The sequence below is a fragment of the Sphingobacterium sp. NPDC055346 genome (assembly GCF_053645235.1).
The window spans coordinates 362510-386450 of sequence record NZ_JBSHMI010000004.1 but is presented as its reverse complement, the minus strand read 5'-3'; the positions used below and the strand labels follow the sequence as shown (position 1 = coordinate 386450).

The 23941-nt window shown below is 39.9% G+C and carries 19 protein-coding genes; 10 read left to right on the top strand and 9 right to left on the bottom strand.

The annotated features are described in order from the left end of the window. The first annotated feature begins 282 nt into the window (after positions 1–282). The 4 genes from ACWICE_RS10685 to arsB all read left to right on the top strand — a co-directional run bounded on the left by ACWICE_RS10685 (position 283) and on the right by arsB (position 6890). Complete coding sequence (locus ACWICE_RS10685) at positions 283–3462, top strand: SusC/RagA family TonB-linked outer membrane protein (RefSeq protein ID WP_454298354.1); 3180 nt, start codon at positions 283–285, stop codon at positions 3460–3462. A gap of 11 nt (positions 3463–3473) precedes the next feature. After that, positions 3474–5012 carry a SusD/RagB family nutrient-binding outer membrane lipoprotein gene (locus ACWICE_RS10680; RefSeq protein ID WP_454298353.1) on the top strand — a complete coding sequence of 513 codons (1539 nt, stop codon included), beginning with the start codon at positions 3474–3476 and terminating at the stop codon, positions 5010–5012. A 216-nt stretch (positions 5013–5228) separates the two neighbouring features. Beyond that, a complete protein-coding gene (locus ACWICE_RS10675) occupies positions 5229–5843 on the top strand; it encodes an arsenate-mycothiol transferase ArsC (protein WP_454298352.1) in 615 nt (204 codons plus the stop codon). A gap of 3 nt (positions 5844–5846) precedes the next feature. After that, positions 5847–6890: an ACR3 family arsenite efflux transporter gene (gene arsB / locus ACWICE_RS10670; RefSeq protein ID WP_454298351.1), complete on the top strand. Its 1044-nt coding sequence runs from the start codon at positions 5847–5849 to the stop codon at positions 6888–6890. 52 nt (positions 6891–6942) lie between these two features. On the opposite strand, the gene ACWICE_RS10665 is transcribed toward arsB, so the two are convergent. Genes ACWICE_RS10665 through ACWICE_RS10655 form a run of 3 tightly spaced genes read right to left on the bottom strand, consistent with a single transcriptional unit; the run spans position 6943 to position 9374 of the window. Continuing rightward, the gene (locus ACWICE_RS10665) at positions 6943–7746 is read right to left on the bottom strand and encodes a class I SAM-dependent methyltransferase (RefSeq protein WP_454298350.1); all 804 of its coding nucleotides are present in this window, start codon (positions 7744–7746) and stop codon (positions 6943–6945) included. A gap of 12 nt (positions 7747–7758) precedes the next feature. Continuing rightward, entirely contained in the window at positions 7759–8817 is a 1059-nt protein-coding gene (locus ACWICE_RS10660) for an endonuclease/exonuclease/phosphatase family protein (protein ID WP_454298349.1), read from the bottom strand. Positions 8818–8870: 53 nt separating this feature from the next. Next, positions 8871–9374, bottom strand: a complete 504-nt coding sequence (locus tag ACWICE_RS10655) for an N-acetyltransferase family protein (RefSeq protein WP_454298348.1) — start codon at positions 9372–9374, stop codon at positions 8871–8873. 416 nt (positions 9375–9790) lie between these two features. Here ACWICE_RS10655 and ACWICE_RS10650 point away from each other — a divergent pair, with 416 nt between their 5' ends. Next, complete coding sequence (locus ACWICE_RS10650) at positions 9791–10126, top strand: phosphoribosylpyrophosphate synthetase (protein ID WP_185216808.1); 336 nt, start codon at positions 9791–9793, stop codon at positions 10124–10126. A gap of 10 nt (positions 10127–10136) precedes the next feature. On the opposite strand, the gene ACWICE_RS10645 is transcribed toward ACWICE_RS10650, so the two are convergent. Beyond that, the gene (locus ACWICE_RS10645) at positions 10137–10763 is read right to left on the bottom strand and encodes a helix-turn-helix transcriptional regulator (RefSeq protein WP_185212581.1); all 627 of its coding nucleotides are present in this window, start codon (positions 10761–10763) and stop codon (positions 10137–10139) included. 262 nt (positions 10764–11025) lie between these two features. On the opposite strand from ACWICE_RS10645, the gene ACWICE_RS10640 reads away from it, so the two are divergent. Together ACWICE_RS10640 and ACWICE_RS10635 are read left to right on the top strand one after the other, a co-directional pair. Continuing rightward, entirely contained in the window at positions 11026–11289 is a 264-nt protein-coding gene (locus ACWICE_RS10640) for a hypothetical protein (RefSeq protein WP_185212580.1), read from the top strand. Between the two features lie 762 nt (positions 11290–12051). Further along, positions 12052–12582 (top strand): N-acetyltransferase family protein, encoded by a 531-nt coding sequence (locus ACWICE_RS10635; RefSeq protein WP_454298347.1) that lies wholly within the window; start codon positions 12052–12054, stop codon positions 12580–12582. A gap of 141 nt (positions 12583–12723) precedes the next feature. Here the strand turns inward: ACWICE_RS10635 and ACWICE_RS10630 are convergent, their stop codons facing one another. Next, positions 12724–13476, bottom strand: a complete 753-nt coding sequence (locus tag ACWICE_RS10630; RefSeq protein WP_254527650.1) for a class I SAM-dependent methyltransferase — start codon at positions 13474–13476, stop codon at positions 12724–12726. Positions 13477–13626: 150 nt separating this feature from the next. After that, positions 13627–14163: a GNAT family N-acetyltransferase gene (locus ACWICE_RS10625; RefSeq protein ID WP_237219475.1), complete on the bottom strand. Its 537-nt coding sequence runs from the start codon at positions 14161–14163 to the stop codon at positions 13627–13629. A 756-nt stretch (positions 14164–14919) separates the two neighbouring features. On the opposite strand from ACWICE_RS10625, the gene ACWICE_RS10620 reads away from it, so the two are divergent. The 3 genes from ACWICE_RS10620 to ACWICE_RS10610 all read left to right on the top strand — a co-directional run bounded on the left by ACWICE_RS10620 (position 14920) and on the right by ACWICE_RS10610 (position 18877). Continuing rightward, positions 14920–15345 carry a hypothetical protein gene (locus ACWICE_RS10620; RefSeq protein ID WP_454298346.1) on the top strand — a complete coding sequence of 142 codons (426 nt, stop codon included), beginning with the start codon at positions 14920–14922 and terminating at the stop codon, positions 15343–15345. 244 nt (positions 15346–15589) lie between these two features. Continuing rightward, a complete protein-coding gene (locus tag ACWICE_RS10615; RefSeq protein ID WP_254527648.1) occupies positions 15590–16753 on the top strand; it encodes an acyl-CoA dehydrogenase family protein in 1164 nt (387 codons plus the stop codon). A 24-nt stretch (positions 16754–16777) separates the two neighbouring features. Beyond that, positions 16778–18877, top strand: a complete 2100-nt coding sequence (locus ACWICE_RS10610) for a 3-hydroxyacyl-CoA dehydrogenase NAD-binding domain-containing protein (protein ID WP_454298345.1) — start codon at positions 16778–16780, stop codon at positions 18875–18877. A gap of 1410 nt (positions 18878–20287) precedes the next feature. On the opposite strand, the gene ACWICE_RS10605 is transcribed toward ACWICE_RS10610, so the two are convergent. From ACWICE_RS10605 to prpB, 3 genes are read right to left on the bottom strand one after another with little or no spacing between them, the layout of a single operon-like run. Beyond that, entirely contained in the window at positions 20288–21736 is a 1449-nt protein-coding gene (locus ACWICE_RS10605) for a bifunctional 2-methylcitrate dehydratase/aconitate hydratase (RefSeq protein ID WP_454298344.1), read from the bottom strand. A 23-nt stretch (positions 21737–21759) separates the two neighbouring features. Next, positions 21760–22917 (bottom strand): bifunctional 2-methylcitrate synthase/citrate synthase, encoded by a 1158-nt coding sequence (prpC, locus tag ACWICE_RS10600; protein WP_313259784.1) that lies wholly within the window; start codon positions 22915–22917, stop codon positions 21760–21762. A 1-nt stretch (position 22918) separates the two neighbouring features. Further along, a complete protein-coding gene (gene prpB / locus ACWICE_RS10595; RefSeq protein WP_185212572.1) occupies positions 22919–23797 on the bottom strand; it encodes a methylisocitrate lyase in 879 nt (292 codons plus the stop codon). Positions 23798–23941 lie beyond the last annotated feature (144 nt).

Sequence of the window (23941 nt, the reverse complement as noted above, 5' to 3'; positions counted from 1 at the left end):
ATTATTTGAATACGGAGGCTTGGGTTTATTTAGTTGACTGTCAGTAACATGTGGGTATACTTGATTTAAATCCAAACAATGTCTAGTAAAAAAGTATAGATTTTTCCAATAATATAATCTACTAATTAGGTAGATTTTATATATTTGCAGCAGAATTTATTAAATATGTATATCAAATCAACCCATAACAGTTTTCGAATGTGCGTAGGAGGTAGGTAAGCTAAGGAAGACTATCTCCAGTAATTTCTATTCCATTTTATTAATCCATTTCAAATTATTTACATGAACAGAACGATATATTTTTATCTCGTAGGGCTATTCTTTACCATAGGAATTGGTCAAACACAAGCCCAAAATATCATTAAAGGCAAGGTGCTGAATGAGCTGAATCAAGCGATTTCAGGAGCTACCGTTATCGATAAAACAACGCAGAAGCAAACCCAAACCAATGCTTCAGGGGAATTTACATTAGACTCTTCCAATCCGAGGACCCAGATCAAGGTTAGTTTTCTTGGCTATCAAGACCAGGATCTAGAGGTAAATGCTTCGGAGCCCATTACGGTACGTTTAGTAGCTAGCAATGATGTCTTGGAGGAAGTGGTTGTGACCGCTTTGGGGATTTCAAGAGAAAAGAAAGCATTGGGCTATGCCGTGCAAGAAGTGAAATCAACAGAATTACAGACCAGACCTACCAATGCAATGTCTGCATTATCAGGAAAGGTAGCAGGTCTACAGATTGTCTCATCCGGGGGAAATATGGGTGGGTCAACCCGTACGCTATTAAGGGGAATCAACTCCATTGCAGGTAGCAATCAACCGCTTTATGTGGTAGACGGAACTCCGATTGATAACTCCGATCTAAACTCCTCTTCGACCATCAACGGCTCAGCGGGTAAGGATGTTGGAAACATGATCCAAGATCTAAATCCAGATGATATTGAGAATATATCAGTCCTTAAAGGGCCATCTGCTGCGGCGTTATATGGCTCTAGAGCATCCAATGGGGTGATTTTGATCACGACCAAACGTGCGGGAAAAGGCGAGCAGGTAAGTATCGATTTAAATACAGGTCTGGAATTCGAAAACATTGTCAGGCTCCCAAAACGCCAGCATCTATATGGTCAAGGCTATAGCCAAAACTTTCAAACGGTCAATATTGAAGGGAAAGACTATAAAATAGTGGATTACGCTGCTGATGAAAGCTGGGGACCAAAATTAGATGGAACGCCAGTTTTGCAATGGTACAATTTAAATCCAGAAGATGCTGCAGATTATTTAAACCCATCTCCTTGGTTATATCCAGAGCATGATGTCAGTTATTTTTTCAATACCGGTTTGGCAAATACCAACAATATCGCTATTGCGGGAAATTCAGGAAATACGAATTATAGATTTTCTTACACCAACAAGAATGTAAAAGGAACAGTTCCCAACTCTACCTTGGGACGTAATACCCTAAATTTCTCAGGGGGTACCAAATTAGGTAAGTTGAGCATCAATTCCAGTATCAATTACATCCACAATACCTCTTTAGGTAAACCTTGGACTGGAGCATCCAACAGAAATATTATCTTGGAGGCTTTCCAATGGGGAGCGGTCCAGGTAGATTATAAACGCTTAGAAAACTACAAGCGCCCAGATGGAACTCCATTGGCATGGAATAGAACAGGTTGGCAAAACACGCCAGCAGCAGAAGCGACCCGTTTTATCGACAACCCTTATTGGTCGGCTTATGAAAGTTATTTAGAAGAAAAGAGAGACCGTTTCTATGGTAATATTGGCGCACAATATGAAGTGACCGATTGGTTACAGATCGGGGCTAAAGTCCATGGCGATATCTACCAGTTCGGGACTCAGGATCGTATTGCGGTATACTCACGCAGTGCTTCCCAATATGAAGAGACCAGCAATAAATTAAACGAATACAACTATGAATTCTTGGCTACTGCCAAAAAGAATTGGGATAAGATTTCTTTGGTAGCCAACGTAGGAGCAAACTTAAGGGATCAGCACAGAAAAGTTGATTATGCCATCACCCAAGGTGGTTTGATTGTACCTAACTACTACAATTTAAAGAATGCATCCAGCGTAAAGATTGAAAACTTTACCTACAATCGTCGCATTGCTTCCTTATATGGTAGTGCTTCCTTAGGTTACAATGACCTATTGTTTTTAGATGCTACAGTGCGTAATGATTGGTCATCGACCTTACCGAGCCATGCAAATTCCTTTATCTATCCTTCATTTACCGGAAGTTTTGTGTTTTCACAATTGCCAGCTATCCAAAGTCTAGACTGGTTGTCTTTCGGTAAGGTCAGGTTAGGTTGGGCACAGGTAGGTAATGATACTGACCCATACCAATTGAACAAGGTTTATGATGTAGAACAATCATTTGATGGTAAACCATCCAATAAGCTGCCTTCAACCTTGAACAATGCCGATCTAAAACCAGAGATCACCAGTTCGTGGGAGACAGGTCTTAACTTGCAGTTCTTCAAAAATAGATTAGGTTTTGATGTGACCTACTATCACAACACCTCCAGAAACCAGATACTTCCCATTCCAGTTTCATCAGCTTTTGGCTATGAAGCGAAGGTATTGAATGCCGGAAAAGTGGAGAATAAAGGTATTGAGGTAATATTGAATGCAACGCCAGTTCGATCTGAAAATTTTGAATGGAACTCAAGTATTAACTGGGCGAGAAACAGAAATAAAGTCCTTAAACTGGATGAACTCGTGAATACCTTAACCTTAAGTTCTTCCTTGATCAACTTGGTGGCTAGAGAGGGGCAACCATACGGACAGCTATTAGGTTATGATTTTGTCTATGCAGATGGGCAACGCGTGATCAAAGAAGATGGAACCTATCAAAGAACCTCTCAATTGGTTCCTTTAGGCTCTGTGTTACCAGATTATCTATTTGGATTCCAAAACAGTTTCCGTTATAAAAACTTCAACTTTGGATTCTTGATCGATGGTCGTGTAGGTGGAAGTTTCTATTCGCAGACCTATAATGTCGGCATGTATTCCGGAATCTTGGAGCGCACCGCTGAAAATAATGTCCGTGAAGATGGTATTGTCTTAGAGGGGGTAAAGGCTGATGTCGTATTTAATGCAGATGGAACCTATTCAACAAGCAATATCAGACCCAATGATACAAGGATTACCGCTCAACAATGGGGAAGGAATGAATCCAGTGGACCGACTACATTCTCCATTTTTGATGGCACTTTCGTCAAGCTTAGGGAAGTCACTTTAGGCTATACCATTCCTTTAAACAACCCTAAGGTGGTAAAGGGAGTGCGATTATCAGCCTATGCGAGAAATGTTTGGAATATCTATACCAAGAGTAAATACATCGATCCAGAATTCACCAACAGTAGTGGGAATGTTCAAGGAATAGAGGGAGGAAATATTCCAACGCCACTGACCTATGGATTTAATGTTAACCTTAAATTTTAATGCTAGAAAAAATGAAAATTAAACATATCCTATATACATCTTTGCTGTCCTTGAGTTTTATCTCTTGTTCCAAAGATACCTTGCAAGAGATAAATGTCGACCCAAATAGGCCATCAAATGTACCTACACCCAGTCTTTTTCTGTCTGCTGAAAGGCAGGTGGTCAATGCCCTGAGAAGCGAGAGCATTCATTTCCGAGGAGCCCAGCTTTTTGCCCAATATTTTAGCCAGAATATCTATACCGATCAATCCAGGTATTTGGTTTCCGCAGGATATTCCGATGAATATTGGACCAATACGTACAAGGCCTTAAGCAACCTAAATGAAATCATCCTGCTGAATGAAGATGAAGCGACGAAAATACAGGCACAAGCAAATGGTGCTGGTGCGAATTCTACGCAGATAGCTATTGCTAGGATCTTGAAATCCTTTGCATTCCATTCCTTAACGGATGTTTTCGGTGATATCCCTTATGAGTCCTATGGTAACAAGGATGCTGATTTTGAAGCATTGAAGAGAAATCCAGATATTCTGACTCCTAAATATGCTTCTCAGGAGAAAGTTTACAAGGATATCCTAAATGAGCTTAAGATTGCAGCCGATACATTGGCGAAATATAAGGCAGGGGTGACCTTCGGAACTTCAGATATCGTATATCAAGGGAAGAATGAGAAATGGTTCAAGTTTGCCAATTCATTAAGGTTGAGGCTGGCGAATCGCATCCTGACCAAGGATAAGGCATTGGCGACCCAGCATATTGAAGATGCCTTGAATAAAGGCGTATTTACCTCGAATGCTGATAATGCCGGCTTTACCTATTCCAGTGCTTCACCATATGAAGCTCCATTGTTTAGGGCTACCGTAACGGCCAATAGAAAGGATTTTGCAGTTTCTCATGTTCTTATTGACGTATTGAAAGGAAACAGAGGTCCATTTAAGATTGAAGACCCAAGGTTGAGCAAGTATGCAAAGCCAAACAGTAAAAATATTTATAAAGGTCAGCCTTATGGCTTACCATTAGCAGCTGGAAATCTTTTCCCGTTAGATAGTATTTCTTTGCCAGGAGACTTGGTCAATAGAGCTAATGCCTTTGAGGTTCTGCAGGAATATTCCGAGGTGGAATTCTTGATTTCTGAATATAAAGGTTGGGAACAGGCGAGTTATGAAAATGGTGTAAAAGCTTCCCTAGAACGCTGGGGAGCCAGTCCTGCTGAAGTAACGGCCTATTTAATGAGAGTCCCAAAAGCAAATAAGGAAAATGTCCTCTCTCAAAAATACTTGGCTTTGTACGGTCAAGGTATTGAATCCTGGACAGAGATCCGAAGAACAGGATACCCGTTGTTCCTGGTTAAAAAAGGAGAGGTGGTTTGGTCAGGAACGGTAGAAGGAAAACCAGTATCCTATTCTTTTGTGCCTGAGATAGGAGATGCCATTCCAAGCAGGTTGGTCTATCCACTGAAGGAGCAGAGTACCAACAAGACTAATTATCAATCTGCCTTAAGCAATCAAGGCGATGATGTGCAGTTCACGAAAATTTGGTGGAATAAGTAAAATGTAATCAATAATTGTAAGCGGAGATCATTTATGGGTCTCCGTTTTTTTATGCACAGTTCTGAAAGCAGCTAGTTGAATAACTTATTGAAAAATTAATATTAAGAATTTGAAATTAAAACTCTAATATCGTAATATTGCGATGTTATTGTCCTTCTTCTCTCTCGGAGGTATGGTCAACAGCAGTATTATATGTTTATTTCTTTATTACAATTTATGAATGCCAATTTAACAAACAGCATAAACCAATTAAACTGGTTAGGCTTTGACAATGCAGAGCGTAAAGAAACTCTAAGACCATTAATCGACTTCATTCAGCATAAATTAAATGCTCAGGAGAAAATCAACATCAACTTCATCTGTACACATAATTCACGTCGAAGCCATTTGTCTCAAATCTGGGCGCAGACAGCAGCTTCCTATTTTAATATTCCCAATGTAAATTGTTATTCAGGAGGTACAGAAGAAACAAGGTTGTTCCCAGCTGTTATTGATACCTTGGAGGCGCAAGGCTTTGATATTTTGAAATTATCAGGTTCTGAGAATCCAATTTTCGCAATAAAATATGCTAGGATAGATCCGCCGATTATCGGTTTTTCTAAAAAACATGACCATCCCTTTAATCCTGAAGCTGGATTTGCAGCCATCATGACCTGTTCCCAAGCAGATTCAGGTTGTCCTTTTATTCCAGGTGCAGAGAAAAGGATTCCCGTAACGTTCGAAGACCCTAATGTATCAGATGGCACGGCGGAACAAGCAGGAGTCTATGCCACACGCAGTCTGCAGATTGCAGAGGAAATGTTCTATGTCTTTTCACAAATCAAATCCTAATAGATGAATTCAAAACTAAAATTCCTTGATCGCTACCTTACCCTGTGGATCTTTTTAGCCATGGCAATTGGAGTTGCTATTGGTAAAACGGTTCCTTCATCTTCGCAATGGATCAACCATTTCCAAACGGGCTCGACGAACATTCCTTTAGCCATTGGACTTATTCTCATGATGTATCCACCATTAGCCAAGGTGAAGTATGAGCATATCGGGAAAGTATTCCGGAATATTAAAGTATTGACGACATCCTTAATCTTAAATTGGGTTATCGGGCCTATTCTCATGTTTGTCTTGGCAATATTGTTCCTCAACGGTTATCCCGAGTACATGACGGGATTGATTTTGATCGGTTTGGCTCGCTGTATTGCCATGGTGGTTGTTTGGAATGAACTCGCAGAAGGAAATCGGGAATATGCAGCCGGTTTGATTGCATTGAATAGTATCTTCCAGGTAATCTTATATAGCCTTTATGCTTACGTTTTTATTACCGTATTGCCCCCATATTTCGGTGTTGCTGGAATTTCAGTGGATATTTCAATCTTAGAAATTGCGAAGAGTGTGGGTATTTATCTGGGTATTCCATTTCTAATGGGGATTATTAGTAGATATGCATTAATTGCCTTAAAAGGAGAAGATTGGTTCCAAAATAAATTTATTCCATTCATCTCTCCAATCACTCTTATTTCGCTACTTTTTACCATCATCGTTATGTTTAGTCTCAAAGGGGAAATGATCGTGCAATTACCTCTTGATGTCCTTAGGGTAGCCATACCCTTAGTCATTTACTTTGCCATTATGTTCGTTGTTAGCTTTCTGGCAGGGAAAAGGGTGGGAGCAGATTATTCGCAAAGCACGGCTATAGCTTTTACGGCCGCCGGGAATAATTTTGAATTGGCCATTGCGGTTGCCATTGCGGTCTTCGGAATTAATAGTGGTCAAGCATTTGTCGGGGTGATTGGGCCCTTGGTAGAAGTGCCCGCATTGATAGCATTGGTAAACCTGGCCTTTTGGTTTCGAAAAAAATATTTTATGGTGAAACCAGTGTAATGAAAAAGCATCCAGTTCAAGATAATTCAACTGGATGCTTTAATTTCTTCACTTAGCTTTTTTTCCTTGCTGTAATGGAGTACAACATCGGAATGGTCTTCTCCAATCCTTTGATTTGATAATTGCCGGCTTCAATTTCTACTGTATTTTTAAAACAATTGTAAGGCGAATAATCATATTCTACGAAGGATTCTATTTGCAGTCCATTGTTCAATAAACCTTGGAAAACTTCAGATAAGGAGTGGTTCCAAGAAACTTCCTCGGCAACAATGTCTGCATTCCGATCGGCATAAGTTCCTTCTTGGACTTCAATGATTGCACCATCATTAAAATAAGAATATTGGAACTTGCTGAAATCATAGTCAAACATCCAGACCACAGGATGGAACTCTACAAATACCAGTTTTCCTCCTGGCTTCAAGCATCTAGAAATGACCTCCGCCCAACGATTCAGGTCAGGTAGCCAACCGATAGTTCCGTAACTGGTAAAGACGATATCAAACTTTCCGTTCAGTGTAGCTGGAGCTTCATAGACATCCGAGCAAATAAATTCAGCATTTAGACCTAGTTGATCGTTTAATTTTTGAGCTTGTTCGATTGCTCGGTCAGAAAGGTCCAATCCCGTTACATTAGCGCCTAAGCGAGCAAGGGAAAGGCTATCTTGCCCAAAATGACATTGTAGGTGAAGGATTTCCTTGCCTTTAACATCTCCCAATAGCTCGATTTCAATAGGATTTAAAGAACTTTTACCCTTTAAAAATCCTTCGTTGTCATAAAAGTCACTGTCAACATGCGCTGCGGTTTTTTGATTCCACAGATTTTTGTTGATTTCCTTGTAATTATGTTGTTCTTTCATCGTTTATTGGTCCTACTGAGTGTCTGCATTCCGTTTCTCGGCAGCTACTTCTTTGTCTTCTTGGTCTGCTTCCAATTGATTGTCTTCTTGCTCTTCCTCAGCTCTTTCCTCAAATTGTATATGTACGAATATAGGAAAGTGATCGGAGTTATAGTTGTCCAATTTCTTTAATTCCCTCAATTTAAAATCGGCAGAGATAAATGCATGGTCCAAGGGGAATTGCATCAAAGGTTGTTTGGCGTGGAAGGTATTATAAAAACCTCTTCCTCTACGTGGATCGAGCAGTTCACTCATCTTAAGGAATAATTCGGTGGTATAGCTCCAGGCAACATCATTCAAGTCGCCAATAACTATCACCGGTAAATCACATTCCTTAGCTTTCTCTGCCACGATCAATAATTCCTTGTCCCTTTCTGTTGATCTTGGGTTTTCATTTGGAACAGGTGGAGTAGGGTGTACAGCATATACTTGGACAAGTTGTCCGGAAGGAAGCTCGATCTGGCAATCAATACTGGGTATTTCATCTTCCACAAGGTATTTCACCTCCGGATTATGGATTGGAAATTTAGAGTAAAATAACATCCCATAGGTATTGTCAATTGGAACTTTCACATGGTATTTGTATTCTGTTTCCAATGCCTGCGTTTGTCTATCCCATTCATGGCTAGTTTCTAATAGCAGCAAAAGATCAGGATTATTGCTATGGACAACACTCAAGCAACCTTTATAGTCATCGTTGTCCTCATACACATTGGAAATCATGATTTTCAGGCTATTCTTGTCATCAATTTTATCCACCTTATAGACTTGTTTTTTCCAAACTGGAGTAAAGGGAAGGATTTGTTTGAGGAGATAGATGATATTGATGAGGATGAATATGCCAAAAACAAGCAGGACGGTATTTTGAAAATCTGCATGAATTAAAAATATGATCAACCAGAGTATAGATAGGGCAAGTTTCTGGATTCTAGGGTATTCAAATACGCGAAAGGTCCAATGATCCTGACGGATCAGCGGCAGAAATGTGAAAATTAAAAGTAAACTCCCAAAGACAATTAGTGCGATCTCCATTTTACTAAAATAAGATAAAATTATTTTTGTTTGCCTAAGACTGAAAATGACCGCTAGGGAGTGATCCTTTTCCCCATGATGATGAGTCCCCTTTCCGTGTCATCCAATTGCGCAATATTGGGCAGGTTGGCCCATTCCTCAAAACCAAAGTGCCTGAAAAGTTTCAGACTAGGTTCATTATGCGAGAATATAAAACCTAACAGGTTTTTGATCCCCAGACTTGGAGCCTCGTTGATGGCATATTCCAAGGCGATTTTCCCCAATCCCTTTCCCCTTACAGTGGGGTCAAGATAAATGCTGATCTCTGCAGTTGCATTATAAGCCGGTCTGCCATAAAAGGATTGAAAACTGAGCCAGCCAACAGTTTTATCCTCCATTTCCAAAATCCATAAAGGCCTATGCTTAGCGTTATGTTCATAGAACCAATTGTTTCTGCTCTCAACAGATACAGGTTCTAGGTCTGCAGTAACCATCCTAGAAGCAATGGTGCTATTGTATATTTCTACAATTCGGTTAAGGTCAGCATAAATGGCTTCTCTGAATTTAATGGTAGTCATGTGGATTTCTTTGGACAAATATAAGGTTTTGGGAGAGGTTTGAACCAGAATACCTTTCCATCGAGCAATTACTAAATAATCTTGGTCCATCCTCTTATCCTGTACCCTGAGCAGGGTCGGAGGGATCCTGGTTCAAACAGCGGGCGTATTCGATACGCTCCTACAGTATTGGGGACAAGTATTGTTAATAATGCCTCGATTATATTATGATCTTGGTTTATCTTCTAATCCATTCTATCCTGGTTCATTTCCAGATCTTGGTCCATCCTCTTATCATTCCATCCCGGTTCAAACAGCAACATATCAATCCCAGCATCCTCTTTTATTTATTGACTTTAAGATGTCCATTGTTTTCGAATATTTTATTAAATTTCAATAATCTGAAAATCAGTGTTGTTACAATAAATCAATATACTATGGAACCAAGAAATAGGAAGAGTTACGATACGTTGAGCGAAGCGGTCAATGACTTGCAAAACATGGGTTATGTAGAGGATTTTGTGATTCAGGAAGATGGGGAGTGCTTGTTTTGCGTGGGGCGATCAAAGGAGCTTTCTCCAGAACAATTTGTGATTGATGAAATCTACCGTTTTGAGGGGATGACCGATCCGGGGGATGAAAGCATCTTGTTTGCTATTTCCTCGACGGATAATCTAATTAAAGGTCTTGTGATCAATAGCTTTGGTGCGGACTTTAGCTTTACAGCTTCAAGATTGGTGGAAGAATTGAACCGAAGAAAGAGAAATGATTAAACATTTTGGTTTATTGTTTCTTTTCAATCTTGTACACGCATCGGTTTTCATCTGCTAATATATGTTTGACGCGATTCACTTCGAGGTCCTCGCCCAACAATGCCCTAAAGTTCTTGAGTTCTGCGCGGCAGAACTGTTGACATTCCGTTGCCGCAGCGCAAATGGGACAATGGTTTTCAATCAAGTAATAAGTCTGACCTTCCTTCTTCCATTCTGCCATATAGCCTTCTTCAGACCTGATTTGAGCCAACTTTTTTAATTTATCACTTGTGCTCTTGGAGCCCTTTAGTTTTTCCTCATAGCGTAAGAACGAACTTTTCTCACGATCGCTGATCAGTAGATCCAAGGCATTTTCACCTAATAGTGACTTGATGGATTGTAGGAGCTGTACCGTAATATCGGCGTGGTTATCTGGAAACTTTGCTAAGCCGGTCTGGCTCAAGGAATAATAGGTAAAGGGTCTGCCGACACCCGATTTCTTGCATACGCCATGTACCAGACCCTCCTCAGATAGCTTTAATAATTGCTGCCTCGCACCTTCTTTTGTGATGCCCAATTCCTCTGCAATGCCAGCGGCATCAATTTCGCCGCGCATCTTCATCAACATAATTATTTTGTCTGAATTGTTCTTCTTCATTAGCCAAGTTATTTCTTGCTTTATTCTAACAAATATAATTAAATAATTTCAATAGATTTTTTCGAAGGAAAATAGGAAAAATCTATAATTACCAATAATACACTGTTTTTACAGCTTTAATAGGTTATTTTACTGTTAAACCGGTATTAATTCTATTTTAATAAAACAAGTTGAGGCTTGTTTTATTCAAGCTATTTTTTAACTTTGATTCATACGATCTAGAATCGATTGTTGGCTATTAATCCATTAATACAACCTTATCATGGAGAACTACATATTATCCTTTCGGGCGCCTTTAAATGCACTTTTGCAAAGGCAACAGATTTTTGAAAAGTTAGCTCGTGAATATCCTCAATTGGGTCCCATATCGATTGATATGGATGATAAACAATATGTCATGAATGTAAATGCTCCTGGGCGGCTGGAGAATGATATTCAAAACACCTTGTTGAGCTACGGATTCCGCGTCGCTTTCTTAAAAGCCGATCTGATTAAAGTACTTGATCCTAAGGTCAAGATTGCTTAATATTTTTTCATTTCTATTTGTCAGGCGGGTCTTTCAGAAGAGGGATCCGCTTTTTTGTTGTGCTAAAAACAGCATATTCTGTCGTAACCGAGCAAACCAGCCTAACTTTATGAAAGTTTTTAATAATTATTAAGTGTTTTATTTAATGATTTATGTGCCTAGATTTCGATTTAAGCAAGAAAACGCCTTTTAAACAAGAAATTTTGCAGGATGGTACAGGATGGATCGATAATGGAATCTTTTTAGATTTGGACAAAGGGCATTGGTACTGCTTTAAAAATAAAACCTAAACTCAACCTTGGTGAAGGGTTATAATTACAATAGGATGGGCCTTGCATAATTATAACCCCTTACTTTATAAAAAAATTCATTGAATAAAAACATAAACAACATACAAGATCATCATTAATTAAATTGGTTCATAAGGGTTATCAATACCCGTTTCTGTAAATTCCCCAAAGCCCTTTGGGGAATTTTTTTTACCTTTCTCTTGTCGATAAAGTTTTGAAAATTTATCGATTTCCATTGGTCAAAATTCTAACTGAAATTCTTGGTTGCATTTAGGCCAAGTCTTGTTTTAGTCTTGGTCTTATTCGAGACATATTTTGAAATTTCCGAATATGTCTCGAAGAAGACCAAAAGGAGGGTCGAAGGGTATATTCCATGAAAAATTTTTTTTAGAAAAAAAATTAGACAAAATTTTATCTTAAAATCTTAAGGTAAGTAGAAAACAGAATCTGATTAAAAAATGTATTTTTGGTTATGTCAAAAGAACAATTTTCGGGATTTACTTTTAGAAAAGCTTTGCCAGAAGAGGCAGAGTTGGTTTGGTCCATTATGCAAGAAGCTATTGATAAGCGGCGTGAAGAAGGGAGTCGGCAATGGCAAGATGGATATCCTAATCTGGATGTTGTGAAAACGGATATTGAAAAAGGATACGGATATGTGAGCATTGACCCTGCCGGTCAATTGACAGGCTATTTAGCCTTAATTTTCGACGGGGAACCAGCCTATGAAGCCATTGCTGATCAATGGTTGACTAATCGGCCTTTCTCGGTGGTGCATAGGATTGCCGTTTCCCAAACTACTTACGTAAAGGGACAGGCAACCTGGATGCTGGAGGAAGCACATCAGGTAAGTTTGGATAATGGGTACTTAAGCATGAAGGTCGATACCAATTTTGATAATACGGGGATGTTGCGGGTATTGGAAAAGTTAGGTTATGTATATTGTGGGGAAGTATACTTCCGTGGAAGTGCAAGGAAAGCTTTTGAAAAGAAATTAGATGAATAAAAAAGGGAAAAATAAAATCTTAAAATAAATAGAAAGAGGTTCTTAGGAACCTCTTTTTTTGATGAAATACTTTTTTTCTGTCACCAAACCCAAAAAATAAACAGGATTTATTTAATAAAGTTTGTTTGGAAGATTAAAAAATTAACTCGGTAGTTTTCCAACACGCATAATGATCTTCCAAGTTACCTGTTTAGCCTCTTCTTCATCGGTCCAAAAAGGCTGTAATTCTTCCTTCAATTTAAAGAGAGGGTTCCTTTCCTCTTGCTGTATATACCGTTGGGTAGCTGACCAGCTCAACAGATGACCTAAAAAGTCCTGCAGTTTATATTTTTTACGGATATAGAATTCAGGGGGCTCGATTTCCCGGAAAGGGAAGGGTATGGTGGTGTATCCTTGTTGCAATAATTTGATTTCAGATGGCCAGTAAGGTCCGACGGTCTTATCATGGAAATTTTGGGTAATGGGGTCGATATTCTTGTCGACCTGAGGGACAGCATAGGCCCATACCGCAATGATTCCATCTTTTTTTAGGACTCTTTTTGCAGCTTCGTAGAATTTATCGATATCGAACCAATGTATGGCCTGAGCTACGGTGATAATATCGACAGTATGTGCAGGAAGGCTAGGTTCTTCGGCTTTTTCTACATGGTAGGTAACCTTTTCATGCTGAAAAGCATTTTTGATCTGAGCCTCGCTAGGGTCCGAGGCATAGACTTGATCATAGAAATCGGCTAAATGTATGGCAGATTGCCCATTTCCCGTACCACAGTCCCACGCCAAGGCATGCGCTGGAGTTAAGTTGCTGAGATAATCATACAGTTCATGAGGGTATGATGGTCTAAACTGAGCATAAATAGATGCTTGTTTAGAGAAGTTGTCGCTAAATGTTGCCATAGTACCTTTTTATTACATCTATTTGTCTCTTAAATCTACGAATAATTGATGAGCAAAAAAGCTATTGTTTGAGATAATTTTTATTGATTATTAAGAGGATACGGATTTAGTAGATTTTTGTTGACAGAAGATTTGACAGACAGGTCTTTCTTAAAAAATGAATTTATCGAGATCTAATTCACAGAAAAAAGAAGGGGATCCTTCATAATCAAAAATTTCTCCGATTTCGAAGCCCATTTTTTTGAGAACGTTCAGCGACCCGATGTTTTCAGGATGTACGGTGGCATACAGATTTTTTAGGTTCATGACTTCTTTGGCATATATGACGGTCGCAATGCAGGCTTCTGAAGCGTATCCATTTCCCCAATGTTTTCTTTTCAATCTGTAACCCAGATCATAAAAATTGCTCCTGCCGTTTAAGGGGTAATCGATGTACTTTAAGCCGCACCATCCAATCATTTCCATATTGTCCTTTTTGACGATTGCCCAGCGCCCTATTCCATTTTCTTGGTATTGCTTTTGGATAAATTGTATGGCCTCATCGATTTCCTGTATGGATTCTATAGGTTGGTTGAAGATGTACCGATGTACTAGAGGGTCTGAGTCCATTTCAAACATGTCGATTCGGTCTGTTAATGAAATTTGCCGGAGAATAAGCCTTTTGGTTTCAGAAATTGGAGACATCATTGATTTCAGTTTAATTTTTGGCTACTTGAAAATACAAAAATATAGTTGTTGGCGCAATTTTTAATTTATTTGTCGAAATAATCTGACAAAAAACAGGAGAAACTACAAATTATATTTGGCGATTTATGGCTTAATTATCTAATTTAGACGCTTAATAAATCAAAAAAGTTTAATAAATCGTATTTTACCTACCTAAGAAAATCATAGTCAAAAGTCATCAGCCTTGATGACTTTTTTTTGGGGTCATTGCTCAGGATCAGCCGAGTTTCTGTAGGGACCTTCTTGGTAATCGGGAAAAGCAGGAGTTTCCATCCTTAATAATTAACAATTACTTAATGTTTCTCTATCAAAATTTTATCTAACGATACCATCTTTTATAAAAAATTCAATTAATAAAATAATGAAAGAAATGTTTTTTAGATAAGTTTAAAGAGGTTAATGTCTTGGTTTTTAGTTTAGTGAAAAAATATTTGCAAAGAGTTATTTATTGTGAATCAATAATTCCGATACTTTCTCTTTATTAAAAAAATAATAAAAAATATGTTTTAATATTAAATTAATTTAAATATAGTTACTTTTGCAGAGGTAATTCCTTTGGGTAGTAGTTAAAATTTATTGCTGATTAAAAGTGCTAATCGCAGTGAACTGAACTGTATATGTACATACGATTCGGTTGAATAGTTTATTGACTAGGAGCGATTACGAACATGATTGGGGAGGAGTAGTAAGCTTTTGAAATATCTTAATTATTTTAATATGGAAATACCAAACAACACCTTGGAAGGGCAGGATCTTGAAAGGAAACTACAGGATGTCGCTGCGAATTGTTTTACCACATCAAAAAACTTGGAGAACTTGAGTGTTGAGCAACGGTCGCAGATTGTCGATTTATTTGATCGCATTAAATATAAGGACATTATCGATCAAGGATTTTGGAGTTTAGGCGGTGGATTGAACCATTATAAACTCAGTTTAAACGAGATCAAATTAACTTTATTGGAAATTTTGTCTTCGTGTTCAGACGAAAAGGAAAGATTGATCCTAAAGGAGATGTTTCTTTTCTTAAATATTCTTGATGAACCAAGTTTCTATCAGTTATTTGCCTTGAGACAATTGATACACTGTCCAGAAGAAATATTTGACGAGAAAGCCAAAGAAATCTCGGGAAATTATTTTGAATAATCATTCAACCCTTTTAGGCATCGGCAGATAGGGCAACCTCTCCATTAGTCCTGGTCTTCTGCTTGTTTTGAACCAGGGTAAATAAAAATCCTCTTATTTAGGGTGGGATTTGCCAGCTGACTGATGCCTTTTGTTTTAACGGATAATTTATGGGAAATTGACCAATATTTCCTAAATTTATCCCTAAAGGAGCAATAATTTATTTCTGTTTAAATAGATGCTCTGCAAAACCAAATAAACTTATATGTTTTTGACACCAATCAGCCCTGAGCACCAGTTTTTCAGGGAGAGTTTACGTTCATTTATTAAAAAAGAGATCCTTCCTCATATTGATCAATGGGAGAGTGAAGGTAAAATTGATAAAGCCATCTGGCGAAAAATGGGTGAGATGGGTTATTTAGGCTTAAATTTCCCTGAGGAATATGGCGGCTTGGACCTTGATTTTTATTACTCCCTTATTTTTTGTGAAGAACTTTCCCATTGCTTTTCTGGCGGATTTACCATTTCAGTCCTAGTTACTGAATATATGTCTGCACCTTATCTATTAAAATATGGCTCAGCATTTCTGAAAGAAAAATACCTCAGTAAGGTGATTACAGGAGAATTAATCAGTGCTATCGCCATTACAGAACCTGGAGCAGGTTCCGATGTGCAAAATATAAAAACTACAGCGACTGATGAGGGTGATTATTACTTGGTCAATGGTTCCAAGACCTTTATCACCAATGGCTATTACGGTGATTTTTATATCACTGTGGTAAAAACAGATCCTAAAGCTGGATCTTCCGGAATCAGCTTGTTGTTAATTGATCGGGAATCTGAAGGTTTAACAACCAATAAAATTCAGAAATTGGGATGGCATGCTTCCGATACAGCAGAACTTGCTTTTGATAATGTAAAGGTTCCTAAAGACCATTTGATTGGCGAGTTGGGTAAGGGATTTAAATATTTGATGGGGGGATTGCAGCTGGAGCGTTTGACCGCTGCCATACATAGTCTGGCAACAGCGGAATCTGCAGTCGATTATACCCTACAGTATCTCAAAGAAAGGTCTGCTTTTAACAAACAATTGAAGGATTTTCAAGTTATTCGTCATAGGGTGTCGCAGATGATGGCTGATATTGAAGTGTTAAAAAGCTTTGTCTACCACTGCTGTGACCTGGAGAATCAAAAAAAATATGCCGTAAAGGAATGTTCCATTGCAAAACTGCAATGCAGTGAGCTGGCCATCAAGGTTGTGGGGGAATGTTTGCAGTTGTTTGGAGGCTATGGCTTTACAGAAGACTATAAAATTTCCAGGTTATACCGAGATGTTCGCGTAGGAACGATCATTGGCGGAACCTCCGAAATAATGCTTGAAATTCTGTCAAAGATATTCATTGATGAAGTGGATTATGAAAAACGTTAAATAACCGATGTAAATAAGAGGATAATGAGTAAAATTAAGGAGAGAATCAAAGAGCAAATCAGTGTCAGTAAAAATGCTGATGGGGTCTATCAATTGAGATGGATCAACGTAAGATCGCGCCCACATGATCTTTCATTGGATGAATTTAAGTTCTGTATCGAACTACTGCTTTCTGTCCTTAAAAAAAGTGATTGTACCAGTCTACAATTGATCTTGGAAGGAAAGTTTAGGGATGCAGACTATGAAGAATTGATCTATACGGCCGGAAAGGAAGGCTTTCTGACAAAGTTAGAGCATATCGATGAAATGATCATCGAGCTTTCGGAAATCGACAAACCTACAGTTGTATTATTTGATAAAGCTTGTACAGGCTTGGCAGCAGCTTTTTTGTTGCTGTTTGATCAACGAATTGGGATCGGTCCTAAAGCCAAGATGGGATTTCCGGAAGGCGCCTTTGGTATGCTGACCGGAAACGGAAGCTTCACAAAGCTTTTAGGGCTTGTGGATGCAGAGTTGGTTTTTGACCTGTTGAACTCGGGTCGGATGATAAAACCTGAGGAAGCCGAAAAAGCAGGTCTGCTTCAAGACAGGATCAGTTCTTGGGAACAGGTCCAAGCTTGGCTTCAGGAAAATTCAACCTTCAAAAGTGATGATAAATTTAAATGGAAGGTAGATCCTGATCAGTTGTCAGCAGCTATACAGCAATTAAATGCCAAATCGATGAAGCCTTTGTTGATGACAGAGGTGTTGTTGAGTTTGATCCAGAACTCGGAAGGACAGAGTTTTAAAGACTTATTGACCAAGGAACACTTGGCTTATTTAGGCCTATTGACCGCAAAGGAAACCTTGGCAAGGGTAAGGACCTTCCATTATGCCGTAGAGGATGCAATTGCCATGTGCAAGGAGGTTGAGGAGGAAGAGATCAATAAGGTCGCTGTCATTGGGGCAGGGATGATGGGATCGGGGATTGCGTATGAGGTTGCAAAAGCAGGGATTGACGTGATCCTAAAGGATGTTGATCTGCAAAACGCAGAAAGGGGAAGAGCCTATTCCGAAAAGCTGTGCAACAAGCTGATCGAATTAAATAAAATGAAGGAGGATGATAAGCCTAAGATTTTGGAACGAATTCTTCCTACGGATCAATTAGAGGATTTAGATGGTGCTGAAATCATTGTTGAAGCGGTCTTTGAAGATAAACGGTTAAAAGCGGAAGTCATCAATGAAAGCAAGCGGTTTCTAGCGCAGAGCGGTTTGTTTGCTTCCAATACAACTTCGCTTCCCATCAGTAAATTATCTAAATCATTTGATGATCCAAGTCGATTTATAGGACTGCACTTTTTTTCGCCCGTTGACCGAATGGCCCTGGTAGAGGTTATCCGCGGCAAGGAGACTTCGGAGGAAACATTGGACAAAGCTTTGAGCTTTGTTGGCAAATTGAAAAAGATACCCATTGTAGTGAATGATGGGCCTGCATTCTTTACCTCGCGGATATTTTTCTATTACCTTTTAGAAGGAATCACCATGTTGTTGGAAGGTGTTCCTACGGAAAGAATTGAAGAAGCTGCAAAAAACGCGGGTTTTGGCGTTGGGCCATTAGCGGTTTTGGATGAGATATCCTTGCCATTGATGGTGCATGTATATGAGCAACTTCCTGATATGAGCTTCAGCCAGAAAAGAGTTTATAACTACCTGCAAAGAATGATCAAGAAAGGGAGAACTGGCAGGAAATCTAGTCGTGGATTCTATGATTACCCCGATAATAAGCCGAAAAAATACTATGCCGATCCAGAGTTAAAGGATCTCGATAGCCAAATTTCGGCAAAGGATATCCAAGATCGATTACTGGCCGTCTTAGCCTTGGACAGTTACCGCTGTTTAGAGGAAGGGATTTTATTTAGTCCGATTGACGGTGATCTAGGTTCGGTCATGGGATTAGGATATCCGGTCCAGACCGGAGGCGTATTTGGATATATCGATATGATCGGATTGGATGAATTCATCAAGATCTGCGAGAACTTTGGACAGTATGGTGATGAATGGGAAATTCCAGATTCATTGATCAAATTGAGAGACGAAGGATTCCAGTTCTATGATGGATTTGAATCTAATTGGGTAGATGAATAGGAGGCTATTCTGAAAACCTGCAGATAAAGATAGTAGGATTGGGCTTATGAAGATAAGCCCAATTTTGTTTTATAGTCATCCTTCTGAAAGACTCAGCCAATGGTGATTTTTAAGATTGCAATTCACCTTCTTTGTTACTTTTTCGTGGAAAATTATCCAAACCGAAGAAGGAGCTGATGGATACCAATTCTCTTCGTTACTTTTGAAGCCCAAAAGTAACCAAACCGAAGAAGGAGCTCATGGATACCAATTCTATTGTTACTTTTGAAGCCTAAAAGTAACCAAGCCGACAAAGGAGCTCATGGATAACAATTCTATTGTTACTTTTGAAGCCTAAAAGTAACCAAACTTACAAAGGAGCTTATGGATAACAATTCTCTTCGTTACTTTTGAAGCCCAAAAGTAACCAAAAGGCTTCGGCTCATTTAAGATGGCTTTTCGCACGTACATCCGCACATGAAAAGAATGCCTTGTTGTCGGGAATATCTTTCAAAAGATCATCCCTTTTGATGGGATGATCTTCTGAAAGCATTCCAAGGCCAATCCCATCGCGCAGGGCAACGGCATTCTTTCCATTTTTCCGCCATTGGAAATGAGCCAGGGGCTAAAGAGCTTCCTTCGGAAGGATTATTTCTGTATTGAAAAACCTCCAGGGGGTGGATCTTTGTGGAACCTGAATGTTTGAAAGGGTGAACCCCAGAGTGGGTGAGATATTTTTCCATACCCTTTCTGTGTCACCCTGAGGGCTCGCCGAAGGGTCTCGGAACTATCCATACTTCACTTGAAATGGTTTTCTCATCTTACGATTTCGAAATGACACACTCCTCTAAATAAAATAAAAAATAGATTCTTCGTTTCACTCTGAATCCCTCTTTAGCGCATTGTGATTCTGAACGGAATGTGAGGAATCTGTACGGTTCTCCTCACTAACTGCTTGTCATCCTTAACCGAAGGTTAAGGAACTGTACGCCAATGCCATGCGTTATTGATTAAGTCTGTAAAATTCCGATATCCTTCCTTTGTGCCAATGACACGTCTGTTAAATCTGTGTTTTTCCTGATGAATTTTTCTTTTGGCGGACAACTGCCCAAGGATGGGCAGAATTATATTAGGTGGTCTATTAACTAGAACATGGGTGGCTTCGTCAGAAATCTGAATTTATCTAAAGTATGTAAGTGAAAGGCGTATATACTACGCCCCCACGAAAATGTGCTTAAAATTGGATTAGAAAGCTATGTTCCATTCCACGATCTTGGTCTATCCTCTCATCCTTTTCATCTTGGTTCAAAACCTAAATCTTGGTCTATCCTCTCATCCTTTTCATCCTGGTTCAAAACCCAAATCTTGGTCTATCCTCTAATCCTTCCAATCCTGGTTCAAAAAAAGCGGCCTGTTCAGCCGCTTCTTTATTTATACCATTAAATCCACTAATTCATGGACAGGGATATCTTTAATCTTATCGTAATCCAGGGTGTTTTCAAGAATTGTTTTCTGTTGTTTTTCTGCGAAGACCCTTGCAAGATTGATTTTATACTTTTCGATCAGTTTCGGGATTCCTTCATCACGGCGTCTACGGTGACCAATAGGATATTCCACAACCACCTCTTCCAATATCCTTCCGTCATTCAATTCAACGGTCAAGGCGTTAGCGATTGATCTTTTTTCAGGATCGTGGTAATCTTTGCTGAATTGTGGGTCCTCGAAACAGGTTATTTTTTCCCTAAGGGCGTCGATCCTTGGATCTGCAGCAACATTGTCTTCGTAGTCAGCAGCTGTCAGTCGACCAAAGATTAAAGGAACGGCCACCATATATTGGATAGCATGGTCACGATCCGCAGGATTATGTAGTGGACCTTTTTTATCTATGATCCGGATGGCTGCTTCGTGAGTCCTGATTTTGATACTCTTGATATCATCGGATGATTTTCCGGCATCTTTTAATTGCTGATGCAAGGTCATCGCTGCCTCCACTGCAGTTTGAGAGTGGAACTCAGCAGGGAATGAAATCTTGAAAAGGACGTTTTCCATAACATAAGTGCCGTAAGGGCGTTGGAATTTAAATGCATTTCCTTTAAAGGAGACATCATAAAATCCCCACACCGGAGCGGTCAATACGGAAGGATACCCCATTTCACCTTTTTGGGCGATCAAGGCCAAGCGAACTGCTCTGGAAGTTGCATCTCCAGCCGCCCAAGATTTACGGCTACCCGTATTAGGTGCATGTCTATAGGTCCTGAGTGACTGCCCATCTACAAAGGCAAGCGAAAGTGCATTGATCAGTTCCTCTTTGTTCAATCCCAATAGTTTGCTCACCACGGCTGTTGAAGCCACTTTTACCAAGATAACGTGATCAAGCCCAACCTTGTTAAAGGAGTTTTCCAATGCCAGGACGCCTTGAACTTCATGGGCCATGATCATGGATTCCAAAACGTCCAACATGATCAAAGGTTTTTTGCCGGCAGCAATCCTGTTTCTGGAAATCCAATCGGCGACGGCGAGGATTCCGCCCAAGTTATCTGAAGGGTGTCCCCATTCTGCGGCTAACCAGGTGTCATTGAAATCTAACCAACGGACCATGGCGCCAATATTGAATGCGGCTTGGATAGGGTCTAATTGAAAAGGTGTCCCTGGGACCTTAGCACCATTTGGAACTACCGTTCCGGGAACAATGGGACCCATTAATTTTGTGCAAGCGGGATAGGTTAGAGCTTCAAAGCCACAGCCTATAGTGTCAAGGAAACAATAGTGAGCTGTTTTTAAAGCTAAATCACTATTGATTTTAAAATCAAGGATATAATCTGCAATATCAACCAAAACCTGGTCAGGATTTGGTCTGTTGTTTGGAATATGTGATGACATTCTAATATATAAGTGTTTTTGTATTAATTTTTTCTTTCTGCTATGGGGATAAATTCTCTATTTTCCGGGCCTGTATAATTGGCGCTAGGCCTAATGATTTTACCGTCTTGGCGCTGTTCAATCACATGGGCGCCCCATCCCGAAATCCTGGACATGACAAACAGAGGCGTGAACATATCGGTAGGGATTCCCATTATATGGTAGGCCACCGCAGAAAACCAGTCCAGATTCGGGAACATACGTTTTTCATCCCACATTACGGTTTCTATCCGCTCGGCGATATCGAATAGACGCATATCTCCACTTTCTTCGGAGAGTTTTTTTGCAATTTTCTTTATGACTTGATTTCTTGGGTCGGCGATGGTATAGACAGGGTGTCCAAAGCCGATGATGACTTCTTTATTCGCCAATCTCTTTTTGATATCGGCTTCGGCTTCGTCAGCGTTGGCATACCGTTCCTGGATTTCATAGGCTACCTCATTTGCGCCGCCATGTTTTGGACCACGTAGCGCACCAATGGCCCCAGCGATACAGGAATAGATATCAGAACCTGTACCGGCAATGACCCTAGCGGTAAAAGTCGATGCATTGAATTCATGCTCAGCATAGAGGTTTAGGGAAACCTGCATGGCCTCTACCCAAGAATCACTTGGTTTTTTACCGTGCAATAGATGAAGGAAATGGCCACCGATTGTCGCATCATCTGTTTTTACATTGATTTCCTTTTGATTATGACTGTAATGGTACCAGTATAGTAGGGCAGAACCCATGCTTGCCATTAATCGATCGATAATATTTCTGGTTGTTTCCACCTCGTGCTGGAGGGGCTCGGGTTCCAGGTTGCCAAAAACCGAAACCGAAGTCCGGAGTAAATCCATGGGATGCGCAAATTCTGGGATTAATTTCAGCACCTCTTTTAATTGCTGCGGAAGTCCACGGTCCTTGATCAGTTTTTTCTGGTAAGAATCCAGTTCTTTTTGAGTTGGAAGATGTTCATGGATCAACAGGTAGGCTACTTCTTCAAAGCTAGCTTTTTCCGCAAGGTCCAAGATGTCATAGCCTCTGTAATGCAGATCATTTCCACTTTTACCGACGGTACAAAGGCTTGTATTTCCAGCAGGAACACCCGAAAGGGCAACGCTTTTTTTAGGTTTGAAACCTGATTCATTTGCTTCTTTCATATTATTTGTTTTTAAACAATTGGTCTAGTTCGTTTTCATACCGATAATAGTCGATACTTTGATAAAGTTCTTCCCGAGTTTGCATGCTGTCGATAACTTGCGCTTGGGAACCATCCTTTCTGATATGCTGGTAGACATTCAGGGCAGCTTTGTTGGCCGCACGAAATGCTGATAGCGGATACAGGACGATGGAGACGCGCACATCCTTTAATTGCTGAACAGTGTATAAGTCTGTTTTTCCAAATTCTGTTATGTTGGCTAGGATCGGTAGGCCTGTAGCTTCAGCGAATCGTAGATAATCCTCCAATTTGGTCACGGCTTCTGCAAAAATGAAATCAGCCCCAGCAATTTGATAGGCAACGGCACGTTCCAAGGCCTTGTCCAACCCCTCGGAGGCAATGGCATCTGTCCTTGCTCCAATTTGAAAATCAGGGTCTGTCCGTGCATGCACTGCAGCCTTGATCCTATCAACCATCTCTTCAGTAGAGACCAGTTCCTTGCCGGGTCTATGGCCACATCGTTTTGCACCGACCTGGTCTTCCATGTGGATACCGGCGGCACCTGCTTTTTCCAAGGATTTGATCGTTCTGGCGATGTTGAATGCCGAGGGACCAAAGCCAGTGTCGATATCTACCAATAAGGGCAGCGAGCAGACGTTGGTGATCCGCTGCACATCGATCAGGACATCCTCTAACGTGGTGATCCCGAGATCAGGGATTCCTAATGAACCAGCTGCTACGCCACCACCGGATAGGTAAATGGCTTTAAATCCAGATTGTTCCGCCAATAATGCATGGTTAGCATTAATAGCGCCTACGACCTGTAAAGGGGTTTCAGATTGAATAGCTTCTTTAAATTTACGACCTGCAGAATCCTTCATATATGTGACGGGATAAATAGTTTATAAAATGATAATGGTAAGGGAAAATGAACTAAGGTAACGTCAATTTGCCTCTCTCTTAAAGGTAGGAAAATTTATGGGTTATCGGAATTTTTATGCTGGAAAAGATGAATAAGAAATTGG

Excerpts from the sequence above, each read along its gene's own strand:
- ACWICE_RS10685 (WP_454298354.1), top strand. The coding sequence starts at position 283 with ATGAACAGAACGATATATTTTTATCTCGTAGGGCTATTCTTTACCATA.
- ACWICE_RS10680 (WP_454298353.1), top strand. The coding sequence starts at position 3,474 with ATGAAAATTAAACATATCCTATATACATCTTTGCTGTCCTTGAGTTTT.
- ACWICE_RS10675 (WP_454298352.1), top strand. The coding sequence starts at position 5,229 with ATGAATGCCAATTTAACAAACAGCATAAACCAATTAAACTGGTTAGGC.
- arsB (WP_454298351.1), top strand. The coding sequence starts at position 5,847 with ATGAATTCAAAACTAAAATTCCTTGATCGCTACCTTACCCTGTGGATC.
- ACWICE_RS10665 (WP_454298350.1), bottom strand. The coding sequence starts at position 7,746 with ATGAAAGAACAACATAATTACAAGGAAATCAACAAAAATCTGTGGAAT.
- ACWICE_RS10660 (WP_454298349.1), bottom strand. The coding sequence starts at position 8,817 with ATGGAGATCGCACTAATTGTCTTTGGGAGTTTACTTTTAATTTTCACA.
- ACWICE_RS10655 (WP_454298348.1), bottom strand. The coding sequence starts at position 9,374 with ATGACTACCATTAAATTCAGAGAAGCCATTTATGCTGACCTTAACCGA.
- ACWICE_RS10650 (WP_185216808.1), top strand. The coding sequence starts at position 9,791 with ATGGAACCAAGAAATAGGAAGAGTTACGATACGTTGAGCGAAGCGGTC.
- ACWICE_RS10645 (WP_185212581.1), bottom strand. The coding sequence starts at position 10,763 with ATGAAGAAGAACAATTCAGACAAAATAATTATGTTGATGAAGATGCGC.
- ACWICE_RS10640 (WP_185212580.1), top strand. The coding sequence starts at position 11,026 with ATGGAGAACTACATATTATCCTTTCGGGCGCCTTTAAATGCACTTTTG.
- ACWICE_RS10635 (WP_454298347.1), top strand. The coding sequence starts at position 12,052 with ATGTCAAAAGAACAATTTTCGGGATTTACTTTTAGAAAAGCTTTGCCA.
- ACWICE_RS10630 (WP_254527650.1), bottom strand. The coding sequence starts at position 13,476 with ATGGCAACATTTAGCGACAACTTCTCTAAACAAGCATCTATTTATGCT.
- ACWICE_RS10625 (WP_237219475.1), bottom strand. The coding sequence starts at position 14,163 with ATGATGTCTCCAATTTCTGAAACCAAAAGGCTTATTCTCCGGCAAATT.
- ACWICE_RS10620 (WP_454298346.1), top strand. The coding sequence starts at position 14,920 with ATGGAAATACCAAACAACACCTTGGAAGGGCAGGATCTTGAAAGGAAA.
- ACWICE_RS10615 (WP_254527648.1), top strand. The coding sequence starts at position 15,590 with ATGTTTTTGACACCAATCAGCCCTGAGCACCAGTTTTTCAGGGAGAGT.
- ACWICE_RS10610 (WP_454298345.1), top strand. The coding sequence starts at position 16,778 with ATGAGTAAAATTAAGGAGAGAATCAAAGAGCAAATCAGTGTCAGTAAA.
- ACWICE_RS10605 (WP_454298344.1), bottom strand. The coding sequence starts at position 21,736 with ATGTCATCACATATTCCAAACAACAGACCAAATCCTGACCAGGTTTTG.
- prpC (WP_313259784.1), bottom strand. The coding sequence starts at position 22,917 with ATGAAAGAAGCAAATGAATCAGGTTTCAAACCTAAAAAAAGCGTTGCC.
- prpB (WP_185212572.1), bottom strand. The coding sequence starts at position 23,797 with ATGAAGGATTCTGCAGGTCGTAAATTTAAAGAAGCTATTCAATCTGAA.